Raw genomic sequence first — 22,267 nt, forward strand, 5'->3', positions numbered from 1 at the left:
AGTGGACTCATTTCTCAATAGCAAAACAATCATAAGACGATGGGAGATCGCTGTTCGGCAGCGATCTTTCATCGAATCATCTCTGGTGAATCCTCGGAATCATGGCGTTCGATCAAGTGGCTGGAAAAAACAATTGACATTTGAACGAAAAAATTGTATACTGTGGCGTTCAAGACAATCAGATTCGCTCAAACCATCAAGTTAATAACGAGGGAGGAACTCAATGGAAGGCATAATCCAGAAGGCTATGGAGATGTTCGAAATTCCGGCCCATCGCACTCACTATCTGTTTCTACTTCCTGCTTTCTATGTCGCTAAAGCTGATGGAAAGCTTTCAATGAAAGAAATCATGGCGCTCCGACTTCATGCTGTCACCCTCGGGCTCATCGGTCCCCAGGATGAGGATAGTGCTGAGTTAGAAACATTTTTTGAAAAAAAGATTGAGCAATTCGGCAAAGAATTGAAACTCAGTGATCTGGATTTATTGGCCAAGGCAATCAATGCTCGATTGACCAATTACACCCCAGACAAAGCCAAGGCGATTCGCGAGAGCATCTATCAATTATGCATGCACGTCGCGGATGCATCAGGGCCACTGTTCGGAGAAAATATTACTGAAGAAGAGCGCGAGATGTTGAAACAAATCTTTTATAAGCTGGAAAAATGAGATCGCCTGAAACATTTTCTTCAGGGCATGTATGCTGATCTCTGCAGCGCAATCAACTTAAAGCCAGCTCATCATTCGATCGGCAACCATGAGATGCTGCTTTGTAAGCGCAATCGCCTCAACAGCCAGAAATGGACACGCATCTCAGAATTGGCCCATTTTATCAACAAAGATTGCTGCACTCAAATGGGTCTCTGCGACCTTCGAAACATCCCAGCAATGAGTTCTCAGCTTTATCGAAGCCACCTGAAACCTGAGCCAAAAGCGCTGAGGGGATATCTCATTTTGAATAGCAACTTATAACAACCGACCTTTGAAATTGGGGAATGAAACAAATGAAATTTTACACTGAATATCTCTGGTTCAATACTGCACGCAAACGGGAGTTCATCAACATCACAGACGAAGCTGAGAGGGTTTTGAAAAAAAGTGGCATAAAAGAGGGAATGATGTTGGTATCTGCAATGCACATTACAGCAGGCGTTTATGTAAACGATGCCGAGCCAGGCCTGATTCAAGATATAGAAGATTGGCTACAAAAATTAGCCCCTGAGGGCGTTAATTATCGGCATCATCGCACTGGGGAGGTCAATGGCGATGCCCATTTGAAGAATCTACTTATCGGGCATCAAGTGATTGTGCCAGTTACTCAAGGCGAGCTTGATCTTGGGCCATGGCAGCAAATCTATTACGCTGAGTTCGATGGTCAGCGTCGAAAACGGTTGATCATCAAAGTGATGGGGGAATGATTCAAATGACAAAAGGCATTCGAATTGCTCTGGCGCAAATTGATGTTACCGTCGGTGATCTGGCTAATAATGAGCAGAAAATCAAAGCCGCAATCCAACAAGCCAGGAATGCTCAGGCAGATGTAGTTGCGTTCCCGGAATTGGTGATCACTGGGTATCCGCCAGAGGATTTATTGCTTCGCCGGCAATTCGTTCAGGACAATCTCCATTGTCTCAATCGAATTATTCCAGCAACCCGCGATATTCTGGCGATTGTGGGATTTGCCGATCGAGAGGGGAATAAGCTATTTAACGCCGCAGCAGTGATTGCCAATGAAAGATTGGTCGCTGTGTATCATAAAATTCATCTACCCAATTACGGTGTTTTCGATGAGAAACGCTATTTTGAACCGGGAGAGCGGCCGCTGATTGTGGAGTGGAACGATATCAAGATCGGACTCAGCATCTGCGAGGATATCTGGATACCCGACAGTGTCGTCGAGACACAGGCTATTTCCACAGGTGCGGAGATCCTTTTAAACATCTCATCTTCGCCATATCATTCAGGCAAGGTGGAAGAGCGCGAGATTTTGCTCAAAAAAATAGCGGTAAATAACCGCGCCATGGTCTGCTACGTCAATCTCATCGGGGGGCAAGATGAGTTGGTATTTGATGGAAGCAGCCTAATTCTCAATGAGCGGGGGGAGATTCTCGCTCGCGGAAAACAGTTCGAAGAAGACCTGATCCTATTCGACCTCGATGTCTCGGTGATCCAGGCAATCCGAGCAAAGGACGAATCGTTTCAGGGCCGTCGGGCAGCGTTCGATCCACCATTCAAGATTGAACTGATCGACCTTCCAGATCCGAGGCCAATGCCCTTTGAGCAGAAGCCGAGACTCCCCATTTCGCAAGTTCTCAAACTGGATCCATTGACCGAAATTTATCAGGCCCTGGTCTTAGGTACCCGCGATTACGTTCGAAAGAACGGTTTTCAAAAAGTCGTATTGGGGTTAAGCGGCGGTATCGATTCGGCATTGACGGCTGCTATCGCGGTAGACGCGTTGGGCTCGAAGAATGTCATCGGCGTAAGTATGCCGTCAATATTCTCTTCCAAAGGTAGCATTGAGGATGCCGCCCAATTGGCAAAAAATTTGGGGATCAAGAATCTCATCATCCCTATACAAAATACATTTGAAGCTTATCAAAACATGCTTCAAAACACTTTTGACAATCTGCCATTTGATATTACCGAGGAAAACATTCAAGCACGGATCCGTGGCAATATCGTCATGGCGCTGTCCAACAAGTTCGGCTGGCTGGCTCTGAGCACGGGCAATAAAAGTGAAATTAGCGTAGGCTATTGTACGCTGTACGGAGATATGGCCGGCGGTTTCGCTGTGATCAAAGATGTCCCCAAGACCCTGGTCTATCAATTGGCCAAGAATTTGAACAAGATCAAAGGACGAGAGATTATTCCGCACAACACCATGGTCAAACCGCCTTCGGCTGAACTTCGGCCGAATCAGAAAGATGAAGATAGCCTGCCACCGTACGATATTTTAGATCCGATTTTGGCCGAATATGTAGAAAAGGACGCTTCCATCGAAAAAATTGTGGCGCTCGGCTTTGACGAAGCGATCGTGCGAAAAGTGATCCGACTGGTGGATCAGAGCGAATATAAACGACGGCAAGGAGCTCCGGGTGTCAAAATTACGCCTCGGGCGTTTGGGAAGGATCGTCGGATGCCGATTACCAATCGCTATCGCTTGTGAACCCTTGATAATTATCTGGACCACGCAAATAGAACAACCACGGAATTTTTTTGGTCTCAGAACTGAAAGGTCTCAGAAACAAAATTCTGTGAGCTTTCATTGCTGCGACCATCCTTTTAAAGAATAACTACAAATGCAAACAAAAATCAATTCAGTTTTCCGCCTTAAGTTGCTTGTAAATCGGTCTTGGTTTATGTATATTGAGGACCAATAATGCTTCTCGCCCGCTTGCTGATGGCTAAGGGCTGGTTGAGACGATTATTCTACATTGCGATTGTACTTTAAATTTGACCTGAATAAAACGCTGGTCAGCTATTCCTCCAAAAAAAAATGCAATAGAAATATGAAACCGATCACGCTACAACAATGTCAGCAACTTGTCGATGACTGGATCACCACCGTCGGCGTGCGCTATTTTTCCGAATTGACCAACCTGGCGCAATTAATGGAAGAAGTGGGCGAGGTTGCCCGCATCATGTCCCGCACCTATGGGGATCAGAGCTTCAAAAAATCGGATGAGGCGAAAAAACTATCAGAGGAATTGGCGGATGTGTTTTTTGTGCTCGTCTGCATTGCCAATCAAACTGGCGTGGATTTGACCGAGGCGTTCTGGCAGGGGATGGAAAAACGAACGAACCGCGATCGGGAACGACATCAAAACAACATGAAATTGAAACAGGGTGCTTGATCTTTGATAGACTTAAATCCTTTCGCACATGAGCCATGGATGCAGATAAAGCGAAAAATGGACCGACCGTGAGCGTGATCATCCCGACCTATAATCGCGCAAATTGGTTGGCAGGTGCAATTGAGTCGGTTTTAGTTCAATCTTATCAGGATCTCGAATTGATCCTCATTGATGACGGCTCAACGGATGAAACGCCTGAGTTAGTGGCACATTATGGGGATCGCATCCGTTATTATGCGCAAGACCATCGCGGGCCAGCGGCCGCCAGAAATTTGGGCATTCAGAAAGCTCAGGCTGATTTAATCGCGTTTCTGGATTCTGATGATCGCTGGCTGAAAGACAAGCTGCAAGCCCAGGTGGATCTGATGCTGAATCATCCGGAAATCAAGATTTGCTACACAGACGAAATCTGGATTCGACGAGGGGTAAGAGTCAATCCAAAGAAAATTCACCAAAAATATTCAGGGTGGATCTATCAGAGATGTCTGCCATTGTGCATTATCAGCCCATCATCAGTGATGATACGTCGGGAGGTATTCGATCGGGTCGGCCTGTTTGATGAACAATTTCTGGTGTGCGAAGACTATGAGTTCTGGCTGCGGATCAGTCATCGGTTTCCGATTACATTTATCAATCAGCCGCTGATCATTAAATACGGGGGACATCAAGATCAGCTTTCAAGGCAATTTTGGGGGATGGATCGATTCCGGGTTATGGCGCTGGAAAAGATGCTCCAAGATCATTCGCTCTCAGAAATTGATCGGAATGCCACAATCCAGATGCTGATCCAAAAATGCAACATCTTGATCAATGGCTTTGAGAAACGCGGCAAAACAGCGGAAGGCGATCTCTATCGATCGATTCGAGATAAATATCGCACAAATTGAACCATATCGAGCAGATCATGCAGCTCAATGGTCAAATTGGATCGATCGATTGAGTCTGACTGAAATTTAAGTTTTGGAACCCACGTCATGATGAGTGGATGGATAAAATGGAGCGAATTGAATAGCTAAGTGTCCGAAAGATTGGGTGCGGGTCAAGCATCATCATGATTGGATGTTTCGGTGGAAACGGCTAACAAAGGCCACTTATAACGAAGTCAATTTCAAGCCAGGGATTGGTGCTAGCCCAAAGTCCGAACGAATCCCACGTTTTAGCTTCTGCTGTCCAAGCCAAGCCACCATTGCAGCGTTATCGGTACAAAGGATCGGCTCCGGAACATAAATCTTGAAGCCTTCGATCGCTGCGCGTTGTTGAAATGCCGATCTAAGCCGGCGATTTCGTGCAACTCCACCGACCAAACAGATATCGCGCACCTTTTTGTCGCGGGCGGCTGCCACTGTTTTTTCCACCAGCACCTCGATTAGCGCTGCCTGAAAGCTGGCCACAATATCAGCGATATGAGCCTGGCGCTGGTCCGTTGGCATTCGTTTGAGATGATATAGGACCGCAGTTTTCAGGCCGCTGAAGCTAAAGTTATAATCATGCGTTTTGATCAGGGAGCGCGGAAAATGGATATAAGTTTCATCACCCTGAGCAGCAAGCTGATCGATGATCGGCCCACCAGGGTAGCCCAGCTCCATCATCTTTGACACCTTATCGAACGCCTCTCCTGCCGCATCATCTAACGTTCGGCCTAAAACTTCATATTGCTCCATGCCTTTCACCAGAACAAGCAGCGTGTGGCCGCCAGAGACAACCAAGGAGATAAAGGGGAATTCAAGATCTGGATGATTGACATAGACCGAGAACACATGCCCCTCAATATGATTGATCCCGACCCAAGGCAATTGGAGTGCGTATGCCAAGGCTTTTGCCGTGTTTAATCCGACCAAAATCGAACCAACCAAACCTGGCCCATAGGTCACTGCAATCCCTTCAAGCTGCGAAAATTCTAAATTAGCATCCGAAAGCGATTTCTTGATGATGGGCAGAATGAGGCGCATGTGCTCTCGAGAAGCCAATTCTGGAACAACCCCTCCGTACTGCTGATGGATGGTTTGCGAAGCGATGACATTCGAACGTAAGCCGTCTGGGGTATAAACCGCCGCTGCGGTTTCATCACATGAGGTTTCAATTCCCAAAACAATCATGGTCAATTGGCTCGCTTGGGATTATTTGATCTTTTCAACGACAATTTTAAATCGCTTTGGTTTGACATCGCGATAACGAACCCCTTTTGGAGTATCAATATATGCCAGATGGTTCTTGCTTTGTGAGGCCTTCACTTTTTGATAGTCAATATATGCTCTAATATCATTCTGCGTGACATTCAATAAAATATCAGCTCCTCCCTCCAAAACGAGAGACAAAGTAGAAGGCAACACCGTCACCCTCAAGTCCGGTGGCTGATTGATGACAGTCACCGGTACCTCCGATAGCGGCTTCTCCATCAATTTCTGGACATTGACATAAAGGTTTACCTCGCGAGTCAATAGGCGCAGATGCTCGATATCTGGCCTGATCAACCTGAGCTTTTCGGTTAAATTGCGGTTGATATTTTTATACCGACGTCGTTCAGTGAAAATCGCATCCACCCTTTTGAGCTCAGTGATCGGGATCATTACCTCAGCGGAATCGGGGATTAACTTAACATCATCAACGACGGTATAGCCAGGAACTGGGGTTACCTCAACATCAGGTACGATTGCAACCTTTGTGGTGATGAGATCCATAATAAGAATTTTCAAAGTTTCGGGGTGTACGATGTTGAGCACTTCGATATCGCTATCTCGAAGCAATTTCACCTGATTCTTATCCAATACAAGATTGGCTGATCGGAAAACATGGGAGACATCAAGGTTGTAAAAGATATCCTTTCTGAGCATCGTGGTGAGCAGTGAACGTCCCTTTCCCCAACAAGTGATTTTTACCTTGCTCGGGATATCAGAGCTAATCACTCGATTCGGCCCAAGATTCGTAATCCGAAGCGGAACATTCAGCTCATATCGGTAATTATCTTCCATCTTCACAAAAAACCATATCACGCTGGCCAAGGCAATTACCGCCAATTTAATTTTCAGATTGCGAACAATTCCAACATTCATCGGTTTCATCTCGATCCTTTGGCTCGCTTAACGTGAAAAGAGGGTATCAGGAACTAACTCCTTTTACCCTCTTCATATGATCGACCCGTGGTAGGAAAAGGATCTGGGCGAGGCGAAGATTCTTTATTTATGAGATTGACCAATCACTTTGCCGATACTTAGCTCACCATTGTCGATTCGAATATTAAAGCCACATTCTGGATTGGTGCAGACCCAGGCTTTATACATAATTGATGAACCCTCACGACCATAGTCTGATAAAGGAATGAGTACTCCAGTGGAGCATTTCAAACATTCTGGATAAGCAGTTTCCATCATAAAAGACCTCCCCTCACAATTTAACTAGTTCAAGTTTTAAAATCCCCAATGAATTGATATTTTTGTGCTATCGCCGTTGGATTTAATAATTCCATCCCTCCTTCAAGAAATGTGAATATCAGGTCTGACAACTCAAAAAATAATTTTCATCTTCCTCGCCCAAATCCAAATTCATCGGACCAATCCAATGTTCGCCCTTGGCTTAAAAAAAATTTAACATAATTTCTATATAAAGTCAATATATTTTTTGGATCAATACTTGTATTTGCCATTATGGTAGTTTCGTGTAAGGTGCAAACTGATTATTGTGTTCTTTTGGCATAATATCACCACAGCAGCCGTACCGATAAACCAATCGCCATGGAAATCGATAGCGAGGCAATAAGATTGATCATCAGAAGTTGACGGCTTGCTCTTCCATGAAGAATTAGTCTGGGGATAAAAGCAACTGGAATGAGAAAGAAGAACCAACCTCCGAAGATCATCCCTAAAGTGGAAAAGAACCGCTCAATATATCCGATGCGCCGTTTGTTGGCATTCGGAAAAATAATGGATTGTTCGGCTGTTGGTTGAGTCAATTGATGAATGAATTTTTTGACATAGTAAATAATCACTCCCCCGCCAAACATCGAAACCACCAAGCCAGTGAGCGTGATAATTACCTTTCGATTCAAATAGTAGTCGGCGACAAAACGGTTCGCGATCTGCGGTGAAGGAATGTGAAATAAATGATAGCATGTGAGCCAAATAAAAAAGATATGCAATATTTGATCAACTAAAAAAACAAACACCGAATCATTTAGCACATTCCGTGTGAGAACCAGTTTCATCCAGTCTAAAATAAAGTGAATGCCAAACAGAAACAAGATCGCCAGCCGGAAATTTGCAAACTCCAGAAATGGAAACGCAATGATGATGTTAGTGATCAACGAAATGAAAATATGAGGCAGGAGCCCCCATTTGTATTTTGATTTTAACGCAAAAATTTTATCTGACTGGAGTGGAAAATCCGCGATAAAATGCGCTAGGAGCAAGAGCCAGAATAAATTCATCGATTAGCGGTCCTGGGAACTATTATTGCGATCCATCATAATTGTCTCTCTGGAAAAACCGGCTTAAAATATCGATTGAGAGGCAAGTGCCCTGGGCAATTCAACGGCATTCGTTTTCTATTCTTTCACGACCCATAATTTGATCTTGGCTTCGACTTCGCTGTGCAATTTGATTGGGATATCGTAGATTCCCAATGCCTTGATGGGTTCATCAAGCAAAATTTTTTTGCGATCGATATCAAAGCCTTTTTCCTTTAGCAAATCGGCGATGTTTTGGCTGGTTACGGAACCGAATACCCGATCCTCCTCGCCAACCGCTACAGTGGCGGTACAAGAGACACCATTCAACTTTTGGGCAAGCAGCTCAGCGTTCTTCTTATCTTTATTAAGCTTCAGTTTAATTCGTTTTTGTTCTTCTTCTAAAATCTTTAGATTTCTCTGGTCAGCTTTCAGCGCCAAGCCTTGGGGGATTAGATAATTGCGCGCATAACCATCTTTCACTTCAATGATATTGCCAGCCGTTCCCAGAGATTCGACATCTTTTTTCAAAATAACTTTCATCAGCGATCTTCCCTCATGCAAATGGTTATCGACTCATTTCTGCCACATAAGGAATTAATGCTAATTGTCGAGCGCGCTTAATCGCTTTCACCAGCATCCGTTGATGCTTAGCACAGGTCCCTGAAGTGCGACGTGGAATTATCTTCCCTTGTTCGGTCGTAAAGCGCATAAGCTTTTTGTCGTCCCGGAAATCTATATAGATAGCATTCTCCTCACAAAAACGACAGATCCGTTTTTTCTTTAGCATAGCTGTTTGGTTCTCCTAGTTAAATCATCCTTCCTTGGCATCATAAATTTAAGTCCTTATATCCAAAGTCGTATTGCTCTAATTGCGGTTGCGTTACCGCTGGGGCTGAAGCATGATTGTCATTAATGATCGTTTCCGCCATTTCCGTTTCAGTGGGTTCATAGTCATATTCTTTCTCATCAAATGCCGTGTCATACTCATTTTCATCTTTAGAGGAACTTTTTCGATTAAGAAACTGAATGCGCCGGGCTTTAATCTCAACAACATTTCGGCTGGTCCCATCATCGTTCCGCCAGCTTCGGCTTTGCAGCTCTCCATCGATGATTACCGCGCTTCCTTTGCTCAGGTTTTCGTAGCAGCTTTCGGCCAGTTTATACCAGGCAACTACCCCAACATAACAGACATTTTCTCGCCATTGACCATTATTGTCCTTGAATTTTCGATTTGATGCGATGAAAAAGTTGGCCACTGGCGTTCCATTGGTCGTCTTTCGAAATGATGGATCACATGTCAAGTTCCCTGCAATGAGTACATTATTGATATCAGGCATTTTCAGATTCGACATCATTTAGAACCTCCCTGAAAATCATTTGGCCTCAAGTCATTTCTCCATTTTCATCAATTATGACGCTGCACGACTGATTCATCTGCATCTCCATGATGTGAAGAATATGTCTTCCCGAACGAACCCTTATTCGACGTTTGTTTCGGTGGCAAGCTCGACGGGTTCTTCTTCCGCTTCATCCAGCTCTTCGGTTTCGATCAGTTCTTCTAATTCTGGAATTTCTTTTTCTTCTGGAACCTGTTTTGCCATTTTGATCTGGTCCAAGTAGGTCAGAGCTTTTTTGCTCAAAGTTACCGTGAGATAGCGCAAGATGTTTTCATCCAATCGGTAATCTCGCTCTAAAATTTTAACCAGATTACTGGGCGCCTCAAAAATGATCTCCACGTAATAGCCATATTGGCGTTTTCTAATCTCATAAGCCAATCGCCGCTTTTCCCAACGATCTACATTGAGCACTTTACCACCATTGTTATTGATGATCCTGAGGATCTTTTCAATAGTGGCTTCGATCTCTTCGCTCTTTAAAAGTGAATCAATAACGACAACAGTTTGATAGGTTCTCAAATCATTTACCTCCTGACTAATTTCCTAATTCAAAATAATGGCGCGATAACTAGGGAAATAATGCTCATCAATTTTATCAAGATATTGAGGGATGGTCCCGATGTGTCCTTGAACGGATCGCCCACAGTATCTCCGACAACAGCAGCTTTATGGGAAGGAGACCCTTTGCCGCCAAGCGCACCGCTTTCAATATATTTTTTGGCGTTATCCCATGATCCACCCGCATTGGCCATAAAGATCGCCAACAACACGCCAGAGACAGTAGTTCCCGCCAGCACTCCTCCCAGCATTTGCGGCTTATTAAGGACCAAGCCGAAGAATACTGGAGTGAGTACAGCTAAGAGCCCTGGGGCGATCATCCGTTTGATTGCTGCTTTGGTCGCGATGTCTACACAGCGCGCATAATTGGCCTTTGTTTTTCCCTCGAGAAGGCCAGGAATTTCTTTGAACTGACGCCTCACTTCCTCGATCATATCGAAGGCCGCCCTTCCCACCGCACGTAGCGCGAACGATGAAAACACAAATGGCAGCACTCCACCAATGAACAAACCGGCCATTATCCATGGATCATCAATATCCAGGCTCAGGTTATGGCCAATTGCCCGAGCCGCGGTTTCACGGTACGCAGCAAACAACGCCAGGGCCGTCAACGCCGCAGAACCAATGGCAAATCCTTTACCGATAGCAGCGGTGGTATTGCCTACCGCATCCAATTTGTCGGTTCGGCTTCTCACCTCCTGAGGCAGTCCCGACATTTCGGCACACCCGCCAGCATTATCGGCGATCGGCCCATAAGCATCAATCGCCAATTGGATGCCGGTGATCGAAAGCATGCCCAACGCGGCAATGGCAATTCCATATAGACCGGCAAAAACGTAAGACACAATGATCGCAACCGCAATCGCAATGACTGGCAGTGCAGTTGAGAACATGCCATTCGCTAATCCAGCGATAATATTGGTTGCTGCCCCTGTTTCACTCGCCTTAGCAATCATTCGCGCTGGCCGGCGTGATTCTGCTGTGTAATACTCTGTCAGCAACCCGACAGCAATTCCCGCGATCAATCCTGCAACGATCGCACCATACACAGAATGAGCACCAACCATCAAATTTTCGCCAGCCCTCCATTGAACGGGTTCTGGAACAAAAAATCGAATCACGAAATAGCTAGCGATAAGCATCAGCAACCCAGCGATCCCCGTCCCAACATTCAATGCGGTTTGTGGGTTCCCCCCCTCTTTGGTCTTCACAAAAAAAGTGCCGATGATCGAAACAATAATTCCCATCCCTGCAAGCATCAAAGGCAGTATCACAAAATTGCTATGCCCAGCACCCGCTGCCAAAACCATTGCGCCGATAATGGCGCCAACATAAGATTCAAACAGATCTGCGCCCATCCCAGCGACATCGCCGACATTGTCTCCGACATTATCAGCAATGGTAGCAGGATTCCGCGGATCATCTTCAGGAATGCCGGCTTCCACCTTTCCAACCAAGTCCGCACCAACATCAGCCGCCTTGGTGTAAATGCCACCTCCCACGCGGGCAAACAAAGCGATGCTGGAAGCCCCCATTGCAAATCCCGATAGGATCGTCATCACTCGTGACAAATCAGCATTGGCCTTCAACCCACCATATAAATAGAACAGCAGGGTAATGCCGATGATCCCCAGCCCTACAACGCTCATGCCCATTACCGAGCCACCGCTGAAAGCGACTTTAAGCGCTGCATTCAAGCTGGTACGCGCTGCTTGCGTGGTTCGGTGATTGGCTGAGGTTGCAACCCGCATCCCAAAAAGCCCAGCTAAACCGCTACATAAAGCTCCCACAATGAACGACACCGCTACCAAACTTGTTCCCTGGGAGGCATTCCCCATTGCCAAAAGGATGGCTACTGCAATCACAAACACAGCCAAGACTTTATATTCTCGGGCCAAGAACGCCATTGCACCCTCGCGCACCGCTTGTCCAATCGACTGCATTGTCTCATTTCCAGGGTCCTGCCGATTAATCCAGCGTGACTTAATGAAAGCATACAATAATGCCAGCACACCGCTTGCTAATCCCAACCAGACCAACTCGCTCCGCACGCTTCATCCTCCTCATAAAATTTAAACCTTACCCGATTGTGATCTTATCAGTATCATAATTCATAACAGGCCTTTGATGCGATGCGCACCATCACCATATTAAAGCCAGGATTTTATTACTCCTCTTTTTTCTCAGTCACTGGTGCTTTCTCAGCTTCAGCAGCAGCTTCTACCACCTCTGGTTTCACTTCTTTTTCAACGGTTGGCGGTAATACGTTCACGATAGGCTGATCTAAGTCACCAACGATTGTGGCTTTTTCAATTGACAAAGAACGCGCGGTAATCGTATCACCGATATTCAGCTTCGTCACATCGATCTCAATCCGATCAGGAATATCCAATGGCAAACACTCAACTTCGAGTTCCCGGAGATATTGATGCAAAATTCCACCTTGCTGTTTCACCCCTATCGCTTCTCCGACCAGAACGATGGGCACATTGATAGTGATCTTTTCTTCGAGACTGACGCCTTGTACATCGATATGAACAAGCGTTTGTTTGACTGGATCCACTTGAACATCTTTTATGATGGCTTTTTGTTTGCGTTTCTTGCCAAGTTGAAAATCAATTAAACCGGATTCAGAACCTAAAATCTTTAACGTTTCTCTTTGATCGAGTGCTATCGGAATTGCTTTTTCGCCATGACTGTAAAAAATCCCAGGGATTTTCCCTTCTCTGCGCAATTTTTTAGCAAATCCCTTACCAGTTTTTTCACGGGGTTGAGCTTGCAATAAAAGTTCAGACATTCTCGTTCTCCATTCAATTCCTAAAATTTATCAATCAAATAAAATACTAATGGATTCCTCATTATGAATTCGCTGGATGGCATTCCCGAATAAATTCGCCACCGATATTACTTTTAATTTATCGAACATCTTTTTTTCATCCAACGGGATCGTATCAGTAACAACGATTTCAGAAAAAAAGGAATTTTTCAATTTTTCTGGCGCATTCCCAGACAAGATAGCATGGGTACACCCGGCATAAGCACCTTTTGCCCCCTCCAAAAACGCTGCCTCAGCCGCTTGCAGCATTGTCCCTCCGGTATCGACAATATCGTCGATAATAAGGATGTTTTTATCCTTCACTGAACCAATGATACTCATGACCTCCGCTTGGTTTGGCTTTGGTCGGCGTTTGTCCGCAATCGCAAGGGGAATATGAAGTCGTTTCGCATAAGCCCGGGCAAATTTGACGCCGCCAATATCGGGAGATAGCACCACCAAATCCTCTATCCCACGTTTCAAATAATAGTCGACCAAAATCGGTGCCGAATATAAATGATCCAGTGGGATATCAAAAAAACCTTGAATTTGGGCAGCATGAAGATCCATGGTCAAAACGCGATCTGCCCCAGCAGTGGTGATCAGATTTGCCACCAATTTCGCGGTGATCGCCACGCGCGGCTGATCTTTTCGATCTTGCCGGGCATATCCATAATATGGAATGACAGCGGTGATCCTTTTAGCCGAAGAACGACGCGCTGCATCGATCATGATAAGCAATTCCATCAAATTGCTAGATGGCGCATTGGTTGACTGAACGATGAAAACATCACAACCACGGATATTCTCATTATACTTCACCCAAATTTCACCATCGCTAAAGTATTGGATGCTGGAATCCCCTAGCGGGATACCCAAGTAATCGACAATCTTCTTGGCCAATTGCTTTCCATTCGTTCCAGCGAATACCTTCAAAGAATTGCTCATCAATTCAAGGTCCTTAGATAAAAAATGACGAGAAAACTTATGGAGCCAGCACCAAAACGATCTCAGGGGAACATAAAGTTTCCGTTTGACAGGTTGGGACATCACCCGTGATGTCGGCTCCAATACCGCTTTTCGTCATTCACCATACAATAAAGAGCTATCACAATCAAAAACAAGCTGGGGCGGGAGGATTCGAACCCCCGATACAGGGACCAAAACCCTGTGCCTTGCCGCTTGGCCACGCCCCAGTGTTGGACAATTCTAACATATTAATACAGCTCATCCTCAGAGGTGGACTCTTCGACTGGAGCTCCTGATTGCAATTTTCGATTGTACTCTTCAAGGATGACTTTTTCAATCAACTGACGAAACTCGTTGTTGATTGGATGGGCAATATCTCGAAAGGAACCATCAGACATTCTTCGACTGGGCATACTGACAAAATAGCCGTTTGCCCCTTTTATGACTTTCATTCCGCGGACAACAAACTGATTATCAAACGTTACATTAACAAAAGCTTTCAGCTTTTCTTCGTTGCGTAGGGTAACGTTGACTTCTGTTATTTCCATTCCTCTCTCCTGCAATACTAATAAAATCTAAAAATGGCTGCTTGCTTTGTTTTGGCTTCTTGTTGTCTACTCTATTGGAGCATGTTCCTATCATATTGCCCTTGGTTGCAGTTCCAATAACATTTGATAACAGAAAAAATTTGTCCCGTCTAATTATTTGTCCCCTACTCGTCTCCACTCCCGAAATCTCAAACTACAGATGGGTCGTTGTTATCATTGGCATTGCAACGATAATTTGGTAGGGCATAAATCCTGACCTCTCCACCGCCACCGCATCTGTATAATTATCAAACAATCCATAAATGGTTGATCCACTGCCCGACATACTAGCGAAAAATGCGCCTCGATCATATAGCATTTGTTTGATCTCGCCAAGCAATGGATAGCGCCGAAGAACCACCTCCTCTAAATCATTTCGAACGACCTTTCTTAGATCAGAAATTGTCATACCCTTGAAAAATAAGTAGGATAATTTAATACTTTTTTTTGTCTTTGTCAAGCTAAAATTATAATTACTAAATGCCCATCTTGAAGAAATTTCAATATTTGGATATACGAGAACACAAAAAAAATTAAATGGTAATTCAATCGGTCGAATTTGATCCCCGATCCCTGTGCCTAATGCTGTACCACCATACAAGAAAAACGGCACATCCGCACCCAGCTCTTTAGCCAGTTCATGGAATCGATCGAGCGATAAATCCAATCGCCAAAGGCGAGATAAGCCCCTTAAGACTGCCGCCGCGTCACTGCTTCCACCCCCTAATCCTGCTGCTAATGGAATGTGCTTATAAAGCCGAATCAAGACACCGTCATTCCGACCACTATGCTGGCGAATTAATTTTGCTGCCTGAACGCAGAGGTTCGATTCGCCCAAAGGCAGCCTTGCATCATTACTCCACAATTCGATCCCATGATGATCCGTTTTTTGGATTATTATCTCGTCATAAAGATCAATTTGTTGGAAAATCGTTTCAATCTCGTGATAGCCATCGGAACGTCTGCCTAAAATTTGGAGCCCAATATTGATTTTCGCATAAGCTCTCTCGTAACATTCCTCCATAATGGCGATCACTATTATTCAATGTCACTAATTTGTCAGAATAAGCTGTTACCCGAAAGCTATAAACAAGCATCTTCGCTGATAATAAACAAAAACTCCATTAAGATGGAGCTCACATTCGTTATGCAATTCATTTCGAACGATCTTTTTATTCGGTCAAAAATTAAGAATTTTTTTTGAATTTGTCAACATTTATTTCTCTCTCCGTACATTTATCTTGCAATCGTTGCTTTGTTTTTGTATCTTATCACACCAATGAATGAAACTGGGGTGGAGCTGGAGATGGAAAAGATATTTTTTATTTCGGATCTTCACATCGGTGCTGGTACCAGAAGCGAAGAAGAACTTAGGCTGAAGCGACTCTTTTCATTTTTTCATCATATCAATCAACCTGGCAATCAGCTTTTCATAGTTGGAGATCTGTTCGATTTCTGGTTTGAATATCGGCATGTGATCCCAAACCAATATTTCAATGTCCTTTATCGCATTCATCAGCTTATCGAGAGCCAGGTGACGGTTCATTTCCTCCCAGGAAATCATGATAGCTGGATTAAAGATTTCTTTGCCAAACATGTCAAAATGCGGGTTCACCCAGAAATGGCCGAGCTTGTAATCCAATCGAAAAAATTGTTATTGTTTCATGGGGATGGTATTTCCAAAAAGGATGTGGGGTATCGAATTCTAAAAAAGATCTTTCGCAATCCAGTAAACATATTTTTATATCGGTTGGTTCATCCTGATATTGGGATCCCGCTGGCAAAGCTAATGTCCCAGGGGAGTAGAAAGCATACCGCTGGGAAAATCCTTAATGATGAAGAAGACTACTGGAACTTCGCCATGGAGAAATTTCAATTGGGTTTCGATTATGTGATCGTCGGTCATTCTCATAACCCATTATTCAGGAAATTCGGAGACCAAGCGTTTTTAAATTTGGGGGACTGGATCAATCATTTTAGTTATGGGGAATTACATCGCGGTGAGTTAACTTTGCGCTATTGGAACAGTTGATTTTTCCTTGTCGTTTAATTCATGAATTTTGAGCATGCAAGGGAATAAATTTTCGCTGATTATAGCGAAACTTCAAATGAGAACATTTTTTTCTGGATTACCACTTCTGCCCGAGTGCCTTGATTGGGCTTGTTAGGCTCGTGATAGATTCACTAGGCTCTTAAAGCGAAAGCACTGTTGAGGAGCAAATGCGGAGATATAGACGAATTATGGAATTAAACAATTCTTCAAGTCCATCACAACAATTCTCCACACTAAACTTTCAAAGCTGGAAAGTCAGGATTGCAATCATATTCGGACTGTTGATATTGTTTCTTATTATTTATATCGCGATTTTGAGTCAGGACCTACCTTCGTTAAGTCAATTGGAGAACTACGATCCTGAGCTGGCGACCAAGCTTTACTCTCGGGATGGGGTGGTGATTAAAGAGCTCTTTACCAAAAAGCGGATCTTCATCCCGTTGGAGCAAATTCCGGACAACATGATTAAAGCAGTGTTGGCCACAGAGGACCGCATTTTTTACAAGCATTGGGGCATCAATGTAAAACGCTTTACTTACGTGATGTTGGTCAATCTCATTCATTTTCGTTATCAACAGGGAGCAAGCACCATTACCCAGCAATTGGCCCGACAATTATATTTGAATTTGGAAAAGAAAATCTCGCGCAAGATCAAAGAGTGGATCACGGCCATCCAGATTGAACGGACCTATACGAAGAATGAAATCTTGGAGATGTACCTGAACCAGATGAATTTTGGTCAGGGCAATTATGGGGTGCAAGCTGCAGCATTGGATTTCTTCGGGAAGAACGCACGAGATTTGACGCTCGAGGAATGTGCTTTGTTGGCTGGATTATTGCAGCGACCTGCCTCATACTACCCCTACCGCTATCCAGAGCGCGCCATGCAGCGGAGAAACGTGGTGTTGCATAATATGTTGGAGCAAAAATACATTACTCGGGAACAGTATGAGCAGGCTAAAGCCCAGCCGCTTCGATTGAAGCCTTATGATCCAAAGGCGATCTACGGGATCGCTCCATATTTCACTGAATATGTACGCCAGCAACTGCAGGATCGTTATAGCATGGACCTTTATAAAGGGGGCTATTCAGTATATACTACGTTAGATACCAGAGTGCAAGCAGCAGCCGAGCGGGCGATGCAAAACCAGCTCCACCAATTGCAGAAAAAATTTAACAAACGGCTCATTTCCAGCAATCGATTTAAAAAATTGATTCCAGAAGAGGTTTTAGCCGAAATTCCTCTTGAGCGGCTTAAGAGCAATGAACGACTACTGGACTCGCTTTTAACAGAATATGTGCCAATTCAAGCGGCGCTGATCGCCCTTGATCCGCGGGATGGACAGATCTTAGCAATGATCGGAGGACGAGACTTTGAAAAATACAAGTTCAATCGTGCCCTTCAAGCAAAAAGGCAGCCAGGATCAACTTTTAAACCGATTGTTTACACGGCTGCGATTGATAATGGATATCCGCCATGTTACGAACTTTTGAACCAGCCAGTGGTGCTATATCTTCCAAACGGTGATCGATGGGCACCACGCAATTATGACAATTCCCAGGGCGGGCCAACTACGTTGCGTGAAGCCTTACGACGTTCGCTAAATCTGGTGACCGCTCGACTGGTCCAAGAACTTGTTCCACCGAAAACGGTAGCTGATTATGCAGAAAAATTGGGCATTACCACCCCTGTTCCGCCCTATGAGGCCGTTGCCCTTGGCTCGGCGGATGTAATTCTGGCCGAAATGACAGCTGCCTTTGGCGTTTTTGCCAATCAGGGAATTCTCACCAAACCCTTTGGCGTCTTGAGAGTCGAGGATAAATACGGCAATAAATTGGAAGAAAATAAGCCCGAAATCAAAGAGGTGCTTCGTAAGGAAACAGCCTATATCATGGCGGATATGCTCAGAACCGTTGTGGATCATGGCACTGGGGTCGCAGCCCGGACGACCTTTCATTTCTATCGACCCGCAGGTGGTAAAACTGGGACAACGAATGGTTTCACCGATGCGTGGTTCATTGGCTTTACCCCACAAATCGTTGCTGGAGTTTGGGTCGGCTTCGATGACCCAGCGCTGTCCCTCGGAGAAGGACAAGCTGGCGCTGTCGTTGCGCTGCCGATCTGGGCGCCGTTCATGAAAACCGCCCACGATACCCTCGAGCTCCCAGTACTCGATTTCGAAATGCCCCCTGGGGTGGTCCGTTTGGAAATCTGCAAAGAAACAAAAAAATTGGCGTCCGAATATTGTCCTGAAATCATCTCCGAGCTATTCGAAACCCGGTTTGCCCCGACCGAGCATTGCGATGTTCATACGGGATTCCATGACAGGAAAAAATCCCAGGAAAACATCCGCAAACGCATTCGCTTCTGAGGCCCAAGGCCTTTGGGAGACATTGCGGTTATATGGCCATTAATGTTTTCTAGGTCAAACAATCAGTGATTTGCAATGAATTGCGCCCGCTCCACCCCTTCGACCAGCACATTGACTCCGTCCTAGCTTGCGCAACTCATTCGGATCGCGTGAATTATTTGTAGGTCAGAAGTAGCAATCCTTTATTTATGAAGAGGGATGGAATAGTTTTATCCGCCTCACCTTCGAATTGCAAAGCTCTCGAATTTATTGATACAAAAAATCTCTCGGGAAAACTATTTTATGATTCTTCATCCCTAACTTGTAGAGCTCTGCAAATTGAGCAAATTGCCTATAAGCAAATGTCCCTCTGCTGACGCATGACTCGCATTTATTTAAACACCCAATAAGTTAGCAGATCCCTACCTCTCCAGGGATGATATCGATATTGCGATATTTTTGAGCTATGAAGGCAATCGCAGGTTAGTGAATGGAGCCCAATATCAATCTTGGGACCTGACATGGTGCTTCATCAATTTCAATTGCCGATCGTAAAGCGTGTTCAATTTGCTCAGCATTCATCACTTTTGAGTGATAGATTTCAGCCAAAGGCTCACCGCGTTCCACGCGATCACCGACTTTATGGCACAAAACGATCCCCGCGGTGGGATCAATGGGATCTCCAATTTTTGCCCGACCAGCGCCGAGTTCCATGGACAACAAGCCGATCTTCAGCGCATTTATCTCGTGAACATAACCTGATTTGGTGCTGAGCACGGTTTCATGATATTGGCTGAAGGGATATCGAGCAGGATTTTCAACGACTGAAATATCACCTCCCTGGGCAGTTACCATCTCAATAAATTTATTATAGGCAGCTCCATTGGCTAATAAAAATTGCAATTGATCAGAATGATGAATTGGCTTTCCCGCCAATCGCAGCATCTCTGCCGTGAGCGCCAAAGTAATTTCAACTAAGTCATTTGGGCCACCACCATGCAATGTATCAATTGCTTCTTTAACCTCCAGCCAATTCCCAACCGCATAACCTAAAGGCTGATCCATGGCCGTCATCATGGCCGTAGTGGGCAGGCCGAAGCTTTTTGCAATCGAGATGAATGTCTCGGCTAATTGGTTCGCTCGGTCAAATGAGCTAAAAAATGCTCCACGACCAGTTTTAACATCCAACACCAGGGCCTTTGCACCTTCTGCGATCTTTTTGCTCAATATGCTGGCAACAACTAAAGGGATCGATGGCACAGTTCCTGTGCGATCGCGTAACGCATAAATCTTTTTGTCCGCCGGGACAATCTCATCGGTTTGCCCAATCATGGCAAGGCCGATTTTTTCAACTTGTTGAACGAACTCTGTCAAGCTCAACTGGGTTCGAAAGCCGGGGATCGATTCTAATTTGTCCAATGTCCCACCAGAATGGCCCAATCCACGACCAGACATCATGGGAACTGCTACCCCTGCCGCGGCGGCCAATGGGGCCAAGACCAATGACACCTTATCACCGACCCCTCCAGTGCTGTGCTTATCGACAGGCATCCGATCTAAATGGCTGAAGTCTACCGTCCGGCCCGATTGAACCATGAGCTTGGTCAATGCTTGAGTCTCTTCTATGCTCATGCCCTGAAAATAAATGGCCATCAATAAAGCGGCCATTTGGTAGTCTGGGACCAAACCAGCGACATAGCCATCGATTATTGATTTCAACTCTGCCTCTGAAAGGTGAGATCCGTCTCGCTTTTTCACAATCAATTGTTCAATATTCATCGTTCCTCTTCCTTTTTCCAAAAAACAAAGAAGCAATCAAACAACGATTGCTTCTTTAATTTTGTTTTCATTCTATAGCTCTATTTCGTGTCAACTAAGAGCGCTCAATTGCTTAATCTCCTCAACAAATTGATAAGCCAGTGCATTGGCTTGGTCCATGGTTTTCGCCTCAGCGTAGATTCGGATAATTGGCTCTGTATTGGACGGTCGAATTTGCACCCAGCGATCGGGCCATAGGATCTTCAAACCGTCCGTCAGATCGAGACGCTGGTTATTGTATTTATTGGTCATCGTCTTCAATAACTCGCCAATATTCACATCGGCCAATTCAATGCGACTCTTAGCGATCACATATTGCGGCAAAGATCGTTGCAATTCGCCAATAGAGCCCCCAAATTCAGCCAATTGCTGCAAAGTTAAGGCAATTCCCACTGGTGCATCTCGGCCTAAATGAAGCTCCGGCAAGATAACTCCTCCGTTTCCTTCCCCACCGATCACCGCCTTCACTTCCTTCATCTTTTTTGCGACATGAATTTCCCCAACTTTGGTTCGAAACACCTCAGCGCCATATTTGGCAGCAATTTCGTCGATCGCCTGGGTGACCGAGACATTGACCGCCACTGGCCCGTGTCTTTTTTGAAGCACATAATTCACAGCTAACGCCAAAGTATACTCCTCGCCCAGGGGATTGCCGTGCTCATCGACAATGGCGAGCCGATCGACATCCGGATCCACTGCAAAGCCCAGATCGGCACCAGTGCGCTTCACTGTCTGGCATAATTCTTTGAGATTCTCTGGCAATGGTTCTGGTGGATGCGAAAATAACCCAGTTGGATCCTCATTGATAAATATCACATCGCATCCCAGGCGTTGCAATAATTGGGGTAAAATGGTCCCACCTGCTCCATTCACACAATCTACGACAACCCTAAATTTCCGGGCAGCTATCTTCTCTGGTGAAATCAAATCTAATCGCAAAATGGCATCGATATGATGCCGAATAGCGGTGTTATTAAGTTCGATCTTTCCAATTTGATCCCAAGGGACAAAGCGAAATTCTGCTTCGTCGGCAAGCTGAATGACTTTCTTGCCTTGTATCTCATCGAGGAACATGCCAGAGGCATCGATCAATTTCAACGCGTTCCATTCGATTGGATTATGGCTGGCTGTGATGGCAATGCCTCCACGCGCCTTAAAATGCTCCACCGCCAATTCTACCGTTGGCGTTGGGCAAATGCCGATATCAATTACATCGCATCCCATGGCCGTCAGGCCAGAGAGCACCGCATGCTTGACCATGGGTCCAGTGATTCGGGAGTCTCTTCCTACCACCACCTTTCCTCCACCCAAATAAGCCCCGAATGCCTGGGCGTATCGGAGGACCACCTCTGGGGTTAACCCATCTCCAACCACGCCTCTTATTCCCGAGATGCTAACCATTAATTTCGCCACTTCAACCTCC

The 22,267-nt window shown here is 45.1% G+C and carries 22 protein-coding genes and 1 tRNA gene; 7 read left to right on the plus strand and 16 right to left on the minus strand.

The features are described 5' to 3' along the window. Nucleotides 1-223 precede the first annotated feature (223 nt). The 5 genes from ONB37_00120 to ONB37_00140 all read left to right on the plus strand — a co-directional run bounded on the left by ONB37_00120 (nt 224) and on the right by ONB37_00140 (nt 4,742). Nucleotides 224-667 carry a TerB family tellurite resistance protein gene (locus tag ONB37_00120; GenBank protein ID MDZ7398543.1) on the plus strand — a complete coding sequence of 148 codons (444 nt, stop codon included), beginning with the start codon at nt 224-226 and terminating at the stop codon, nt 665-667. A 335-nt stretch (nt 668-1,002) separates the two neighbouring features. Further along, nucleotides 1,003-1,416 (plus strand): secondary thiamine-phosphate synthase enzyme YjbQ, encoded by a 414-nt coding sequence (locus ONB37_00125; GenBank protein ID MDZ7398544.1) that lies wholly within the window; start codon nt 1,003-1,005, stop codon nt 1,414-1,416. 5 nt (nt 1,417-1,421) lie between these two features. Beyond that, nucleotides 1,422-3,167 carry an NAD+ synthase gene (locus tag ONB37_00130; GenBank protein MDZ7398545.1) on the plus strand — a complete coding sequence of 582 codons (1,746 nt, stop codon included), beginning with the start codon at nt 1,422-1,424 and terminating at the stop codon, nt 3,165-3,167. A 343-nt stretch (nt 3,168-3,510) separates the two neighbouring features. Continuing rightward, on the plus strand, nt 3,511-3,855 hold the full coding sequence (locus tag ONB37_00135; protein MDZ7398546.1) for a nucleotide pyrophosphohydrolase: 345 nt from the start codon (nt 3,511-3,513) through the stop codon (nt 3,853-3,855). A 35-nt stretch (nt 3,856-3,890) separates the two neighbouring features. Continuing rightward, nucleotides 3,891-4,742 carry a glycosyltransferase gene (locus tag ONB37_00140; protein ID MDZ7398547.1) on the plus strand — a complete coding sequence of 284 codons (852 nt, stop codon included), beginning with the start codon at nt 3,891-3,893 and terminating at the stop codon, nt 4,740-4,742. Between the two features lie 204 nt (nt 4,743-4,946). On the opposite strand, the gene tsaD is transcribed toward ONB37_00140, so the two are convergent. The 14 genes from tsaD to ispE form a co-directional block, all read right to left on the minus strand. Further along, nucleotides 4,947-5,951, minus strand: coding sequence for a tRNA (adenosine(37)-N6)-threonylcarbamoyltransferase complex transferase subunit TsaD (gene tsaD, locus ONB37_00145; GenBank protein ID MDZ7398548.1), 1,005 nt, complete (start codon nt 5,949-5,951; stop codon nt 4,947-4,949). Nucleotides 5,952-5,972: 21 nt separating this feature from the next. Next, complete coding sequence (locus tag ONB37_00150) at nt 5,973-6,914, minus strand: hypothetical protein (GenBank protein ID MDZ7398549.1); 942 nt, start codon at nt 6,912-6,914, stop codon at nt 5,973-5,975. 114 nt (nt 6,915-7,028) lie between these two features. After that, nucleotides 7,029-7,223, minus strand: coding sequence for a hypothetical protein (locus tag ONB37_00155; protein ID MDZ7398550.1), 195 nt, complete (start codon nt 7,221-7,223; stop codon nt 7,029-7,031). A 326-nt stretch (nt 7,224-7,549) separates the two neighbouring features. Then, nucleotides 7,550-8,275 carry a DUF3307 domain-containing protein gene (locus ONB37_00160; protein MDZ7398551.1) on the minus strand — a complete coding sequence of 242 codons (726 nt, stop codon included), beginning with the start codon at nt 8,273-8,275 and terminating at the stop codon, nt 7,550-7,552. Nucleotides 8,276-8,392: 117 nt separating this feature from the next. Further along, complete coding sequence (gene rplI, locus ONB37_00165; GenBank protein MDZ7398552.1) at nt 8,393-8,836, minus strand: 50S ribosomal protein L9; 444 nt, start codon at nt 8,834-8,836, stop codon at nt 8,393-8,395. Nucleotides 8,837-8,861: 25 nt separating this feature from the next. Then, complete coding sequence (gene rpsR / locus ONB37_00170) at nt 8,862-9,083, minus strand: 30S ribosomal protein S18 (protein ID MDZ7398553.1); 222 nt, start codon at nt 9,081-9,083, stop codon at nt 8,862-8,864. Nucleotides 9,084-9,123: 40 nt separating this feature from the next. Next, nucleotides 9,124-9,648: a single-stranded DNA-binding protein gene (ssb, locus tag ONB37_00175; protein MDZ7398554.1), complete on the minus strand. Its 525-nt coding sequence runs from the start codon at nt 9,646-9,648 to the stop codon at nt 9,124-9,126. Nucleotides 9,649-9,774: 126 nt separating this feature from the next. Further along, a complete protein-coding gene (gene rpsF / locus ONB37_00180) occupies nt 9,775-10,212 on the minus strand; it encodes a 30S ribosomal protein S6 (protein MDZ7398555.1) in 438 nt (145 codons plus the stop codon). Nucleotides 10,213-10,241: 29 nt separating this feature from the next. Next, a complete protein-coding gene (locus ONB37_00185; GenBank protein ID MDZ7398556.1) occupies nt 10,242-12,302 on the minus strand; it encodes a sodium-translocating pyrophosphatase in 2,061 nt (686 codons plus the stop codon). Nucleotides 12,303-12,418: 116 nt separating this feature from the next. Then, nucleotides 12,419-13,048 (minus strand): 50S ribosomal protein L25, encoded by a 630-nt coding sequence (locus tag ONB37_00190; GenBank protein ID MDZ7398557.1) that lies wholly within the window; start codon nt 13,046-13,048, stop codon nt 12,419-12,421. A 30-nt stretch (nt 13,049-13,078) separates the two neighbouring features. Beyond that, nucleotides 13,079-14,014, minus strand: a complete 936-nt coding sequence (locus ONB37_00195) for a ribose-phosphate pyrophosphokinase (protein MDZ7398558.1) — start codon at nt 14,012-14,014, stop codon at nt 13,079-13,081. 177 nt (nt 14,015-14,191) lie between these two features. Next, nucleotides 14,192-14,262, minus strand: a tRNA-Gln gene (locus ONB37_00200). Nucleotides 14,263-14,283: 21 nt separating this feature from the next. Beyond that, entirely contained in the window at nt 14,284-14,583 is a 300-nt protein-coding gene (spoVG, locus tag ONB37_00205; GenBank protein MDZ7398559.1) for a septation regulator SpoVG, read from the minus strand. A 193-nt stretch (nt 14,584-14,776) separates the two neighbouring features. Next, nucleotides 14,777-15,646 carry a 4-(cytidine 5'-diphospho)-2-C-methyl-D-erythritol kinase gene (gene ispE / locus ONB37_00210; GenBank protein MDZ7398560.1) on the minus strand — a complete coding sequence of 290 codons (870 nt, stop codon included), beginning with the start codon at nt 15,644-15,646 and terminating at the stop codon, nt 14,777-14,779. A 282-nt stretch (nt 15,647-15,928) separates the two neighbouring features. Here ispE and ONB37_00215 point away from each other — a divergent pair, with 282 nt between their 5' ends. Continuing rightward, nucleotides 15,929-16,654 carry a UDP-2,3-diacylglucosamine diphosphatase gene (locus ONB37_00215; protein MDZ7398561.1) on the plus strand — a complete coding sequence of 242 codons (726 nt, stop codon included), beginning with the start codon at nt 15,929-15,931 and terminating at the stop codon, nt 16,652-16,654. A 308-nt stretch (nt 16,655-16,962) separates the two neighbouring features. Next, a complete protein-coding gene (locus tag ONB37_00220; GenBank protein ID MDZ7398562.1) occupies nt 16,963-19,047 on the plus strand; it encodes a PBP1A family penicillin-binding protein in 2,085 nt (694 codons plus the stop codon). A 462-nt stretch (nt 19,048-19,509) separates the two neighbouring features. Here ONB37_00220 and ONB37_00225 read toward each other — a convergent pair whose 3' ends face one another. After that, complete coding sequence (locus ONB37_00225) at nt 19,510-20,805, minus strand: thymidine phosphorylase (protein ID MDZ7398563.1); 1,296 nt, start codon at nt 20,803-20,805, stop codon at nt 19,510-19,512. A gap of 90 nt (nt 20,806-20,895) precedes the next feature. After that, entirely contained in the window at nt 20,896-22,257 is a 1,362-nt protein-coding gene (gene glmM / locus ONB37_00230) for a phosphoglucosamine mutase (protein ID MDZ7398564.1), read from the minus strand. Between the last annotated feature and the right edge of the window lie 10 nt (nt 22,258-22,267).

The sequence above is a fragment of the candidate division KSB1 bacterium genome (assembly GCA_034506395.1).
In the GTDB taxonomy this organism is placed as follows: Bacteria; Zhuqueibacterota; Zhuqueibacteria; order Thermofontimicrobiales; family Thermofontimicrobiaceae; genus Thermofontimicrobium.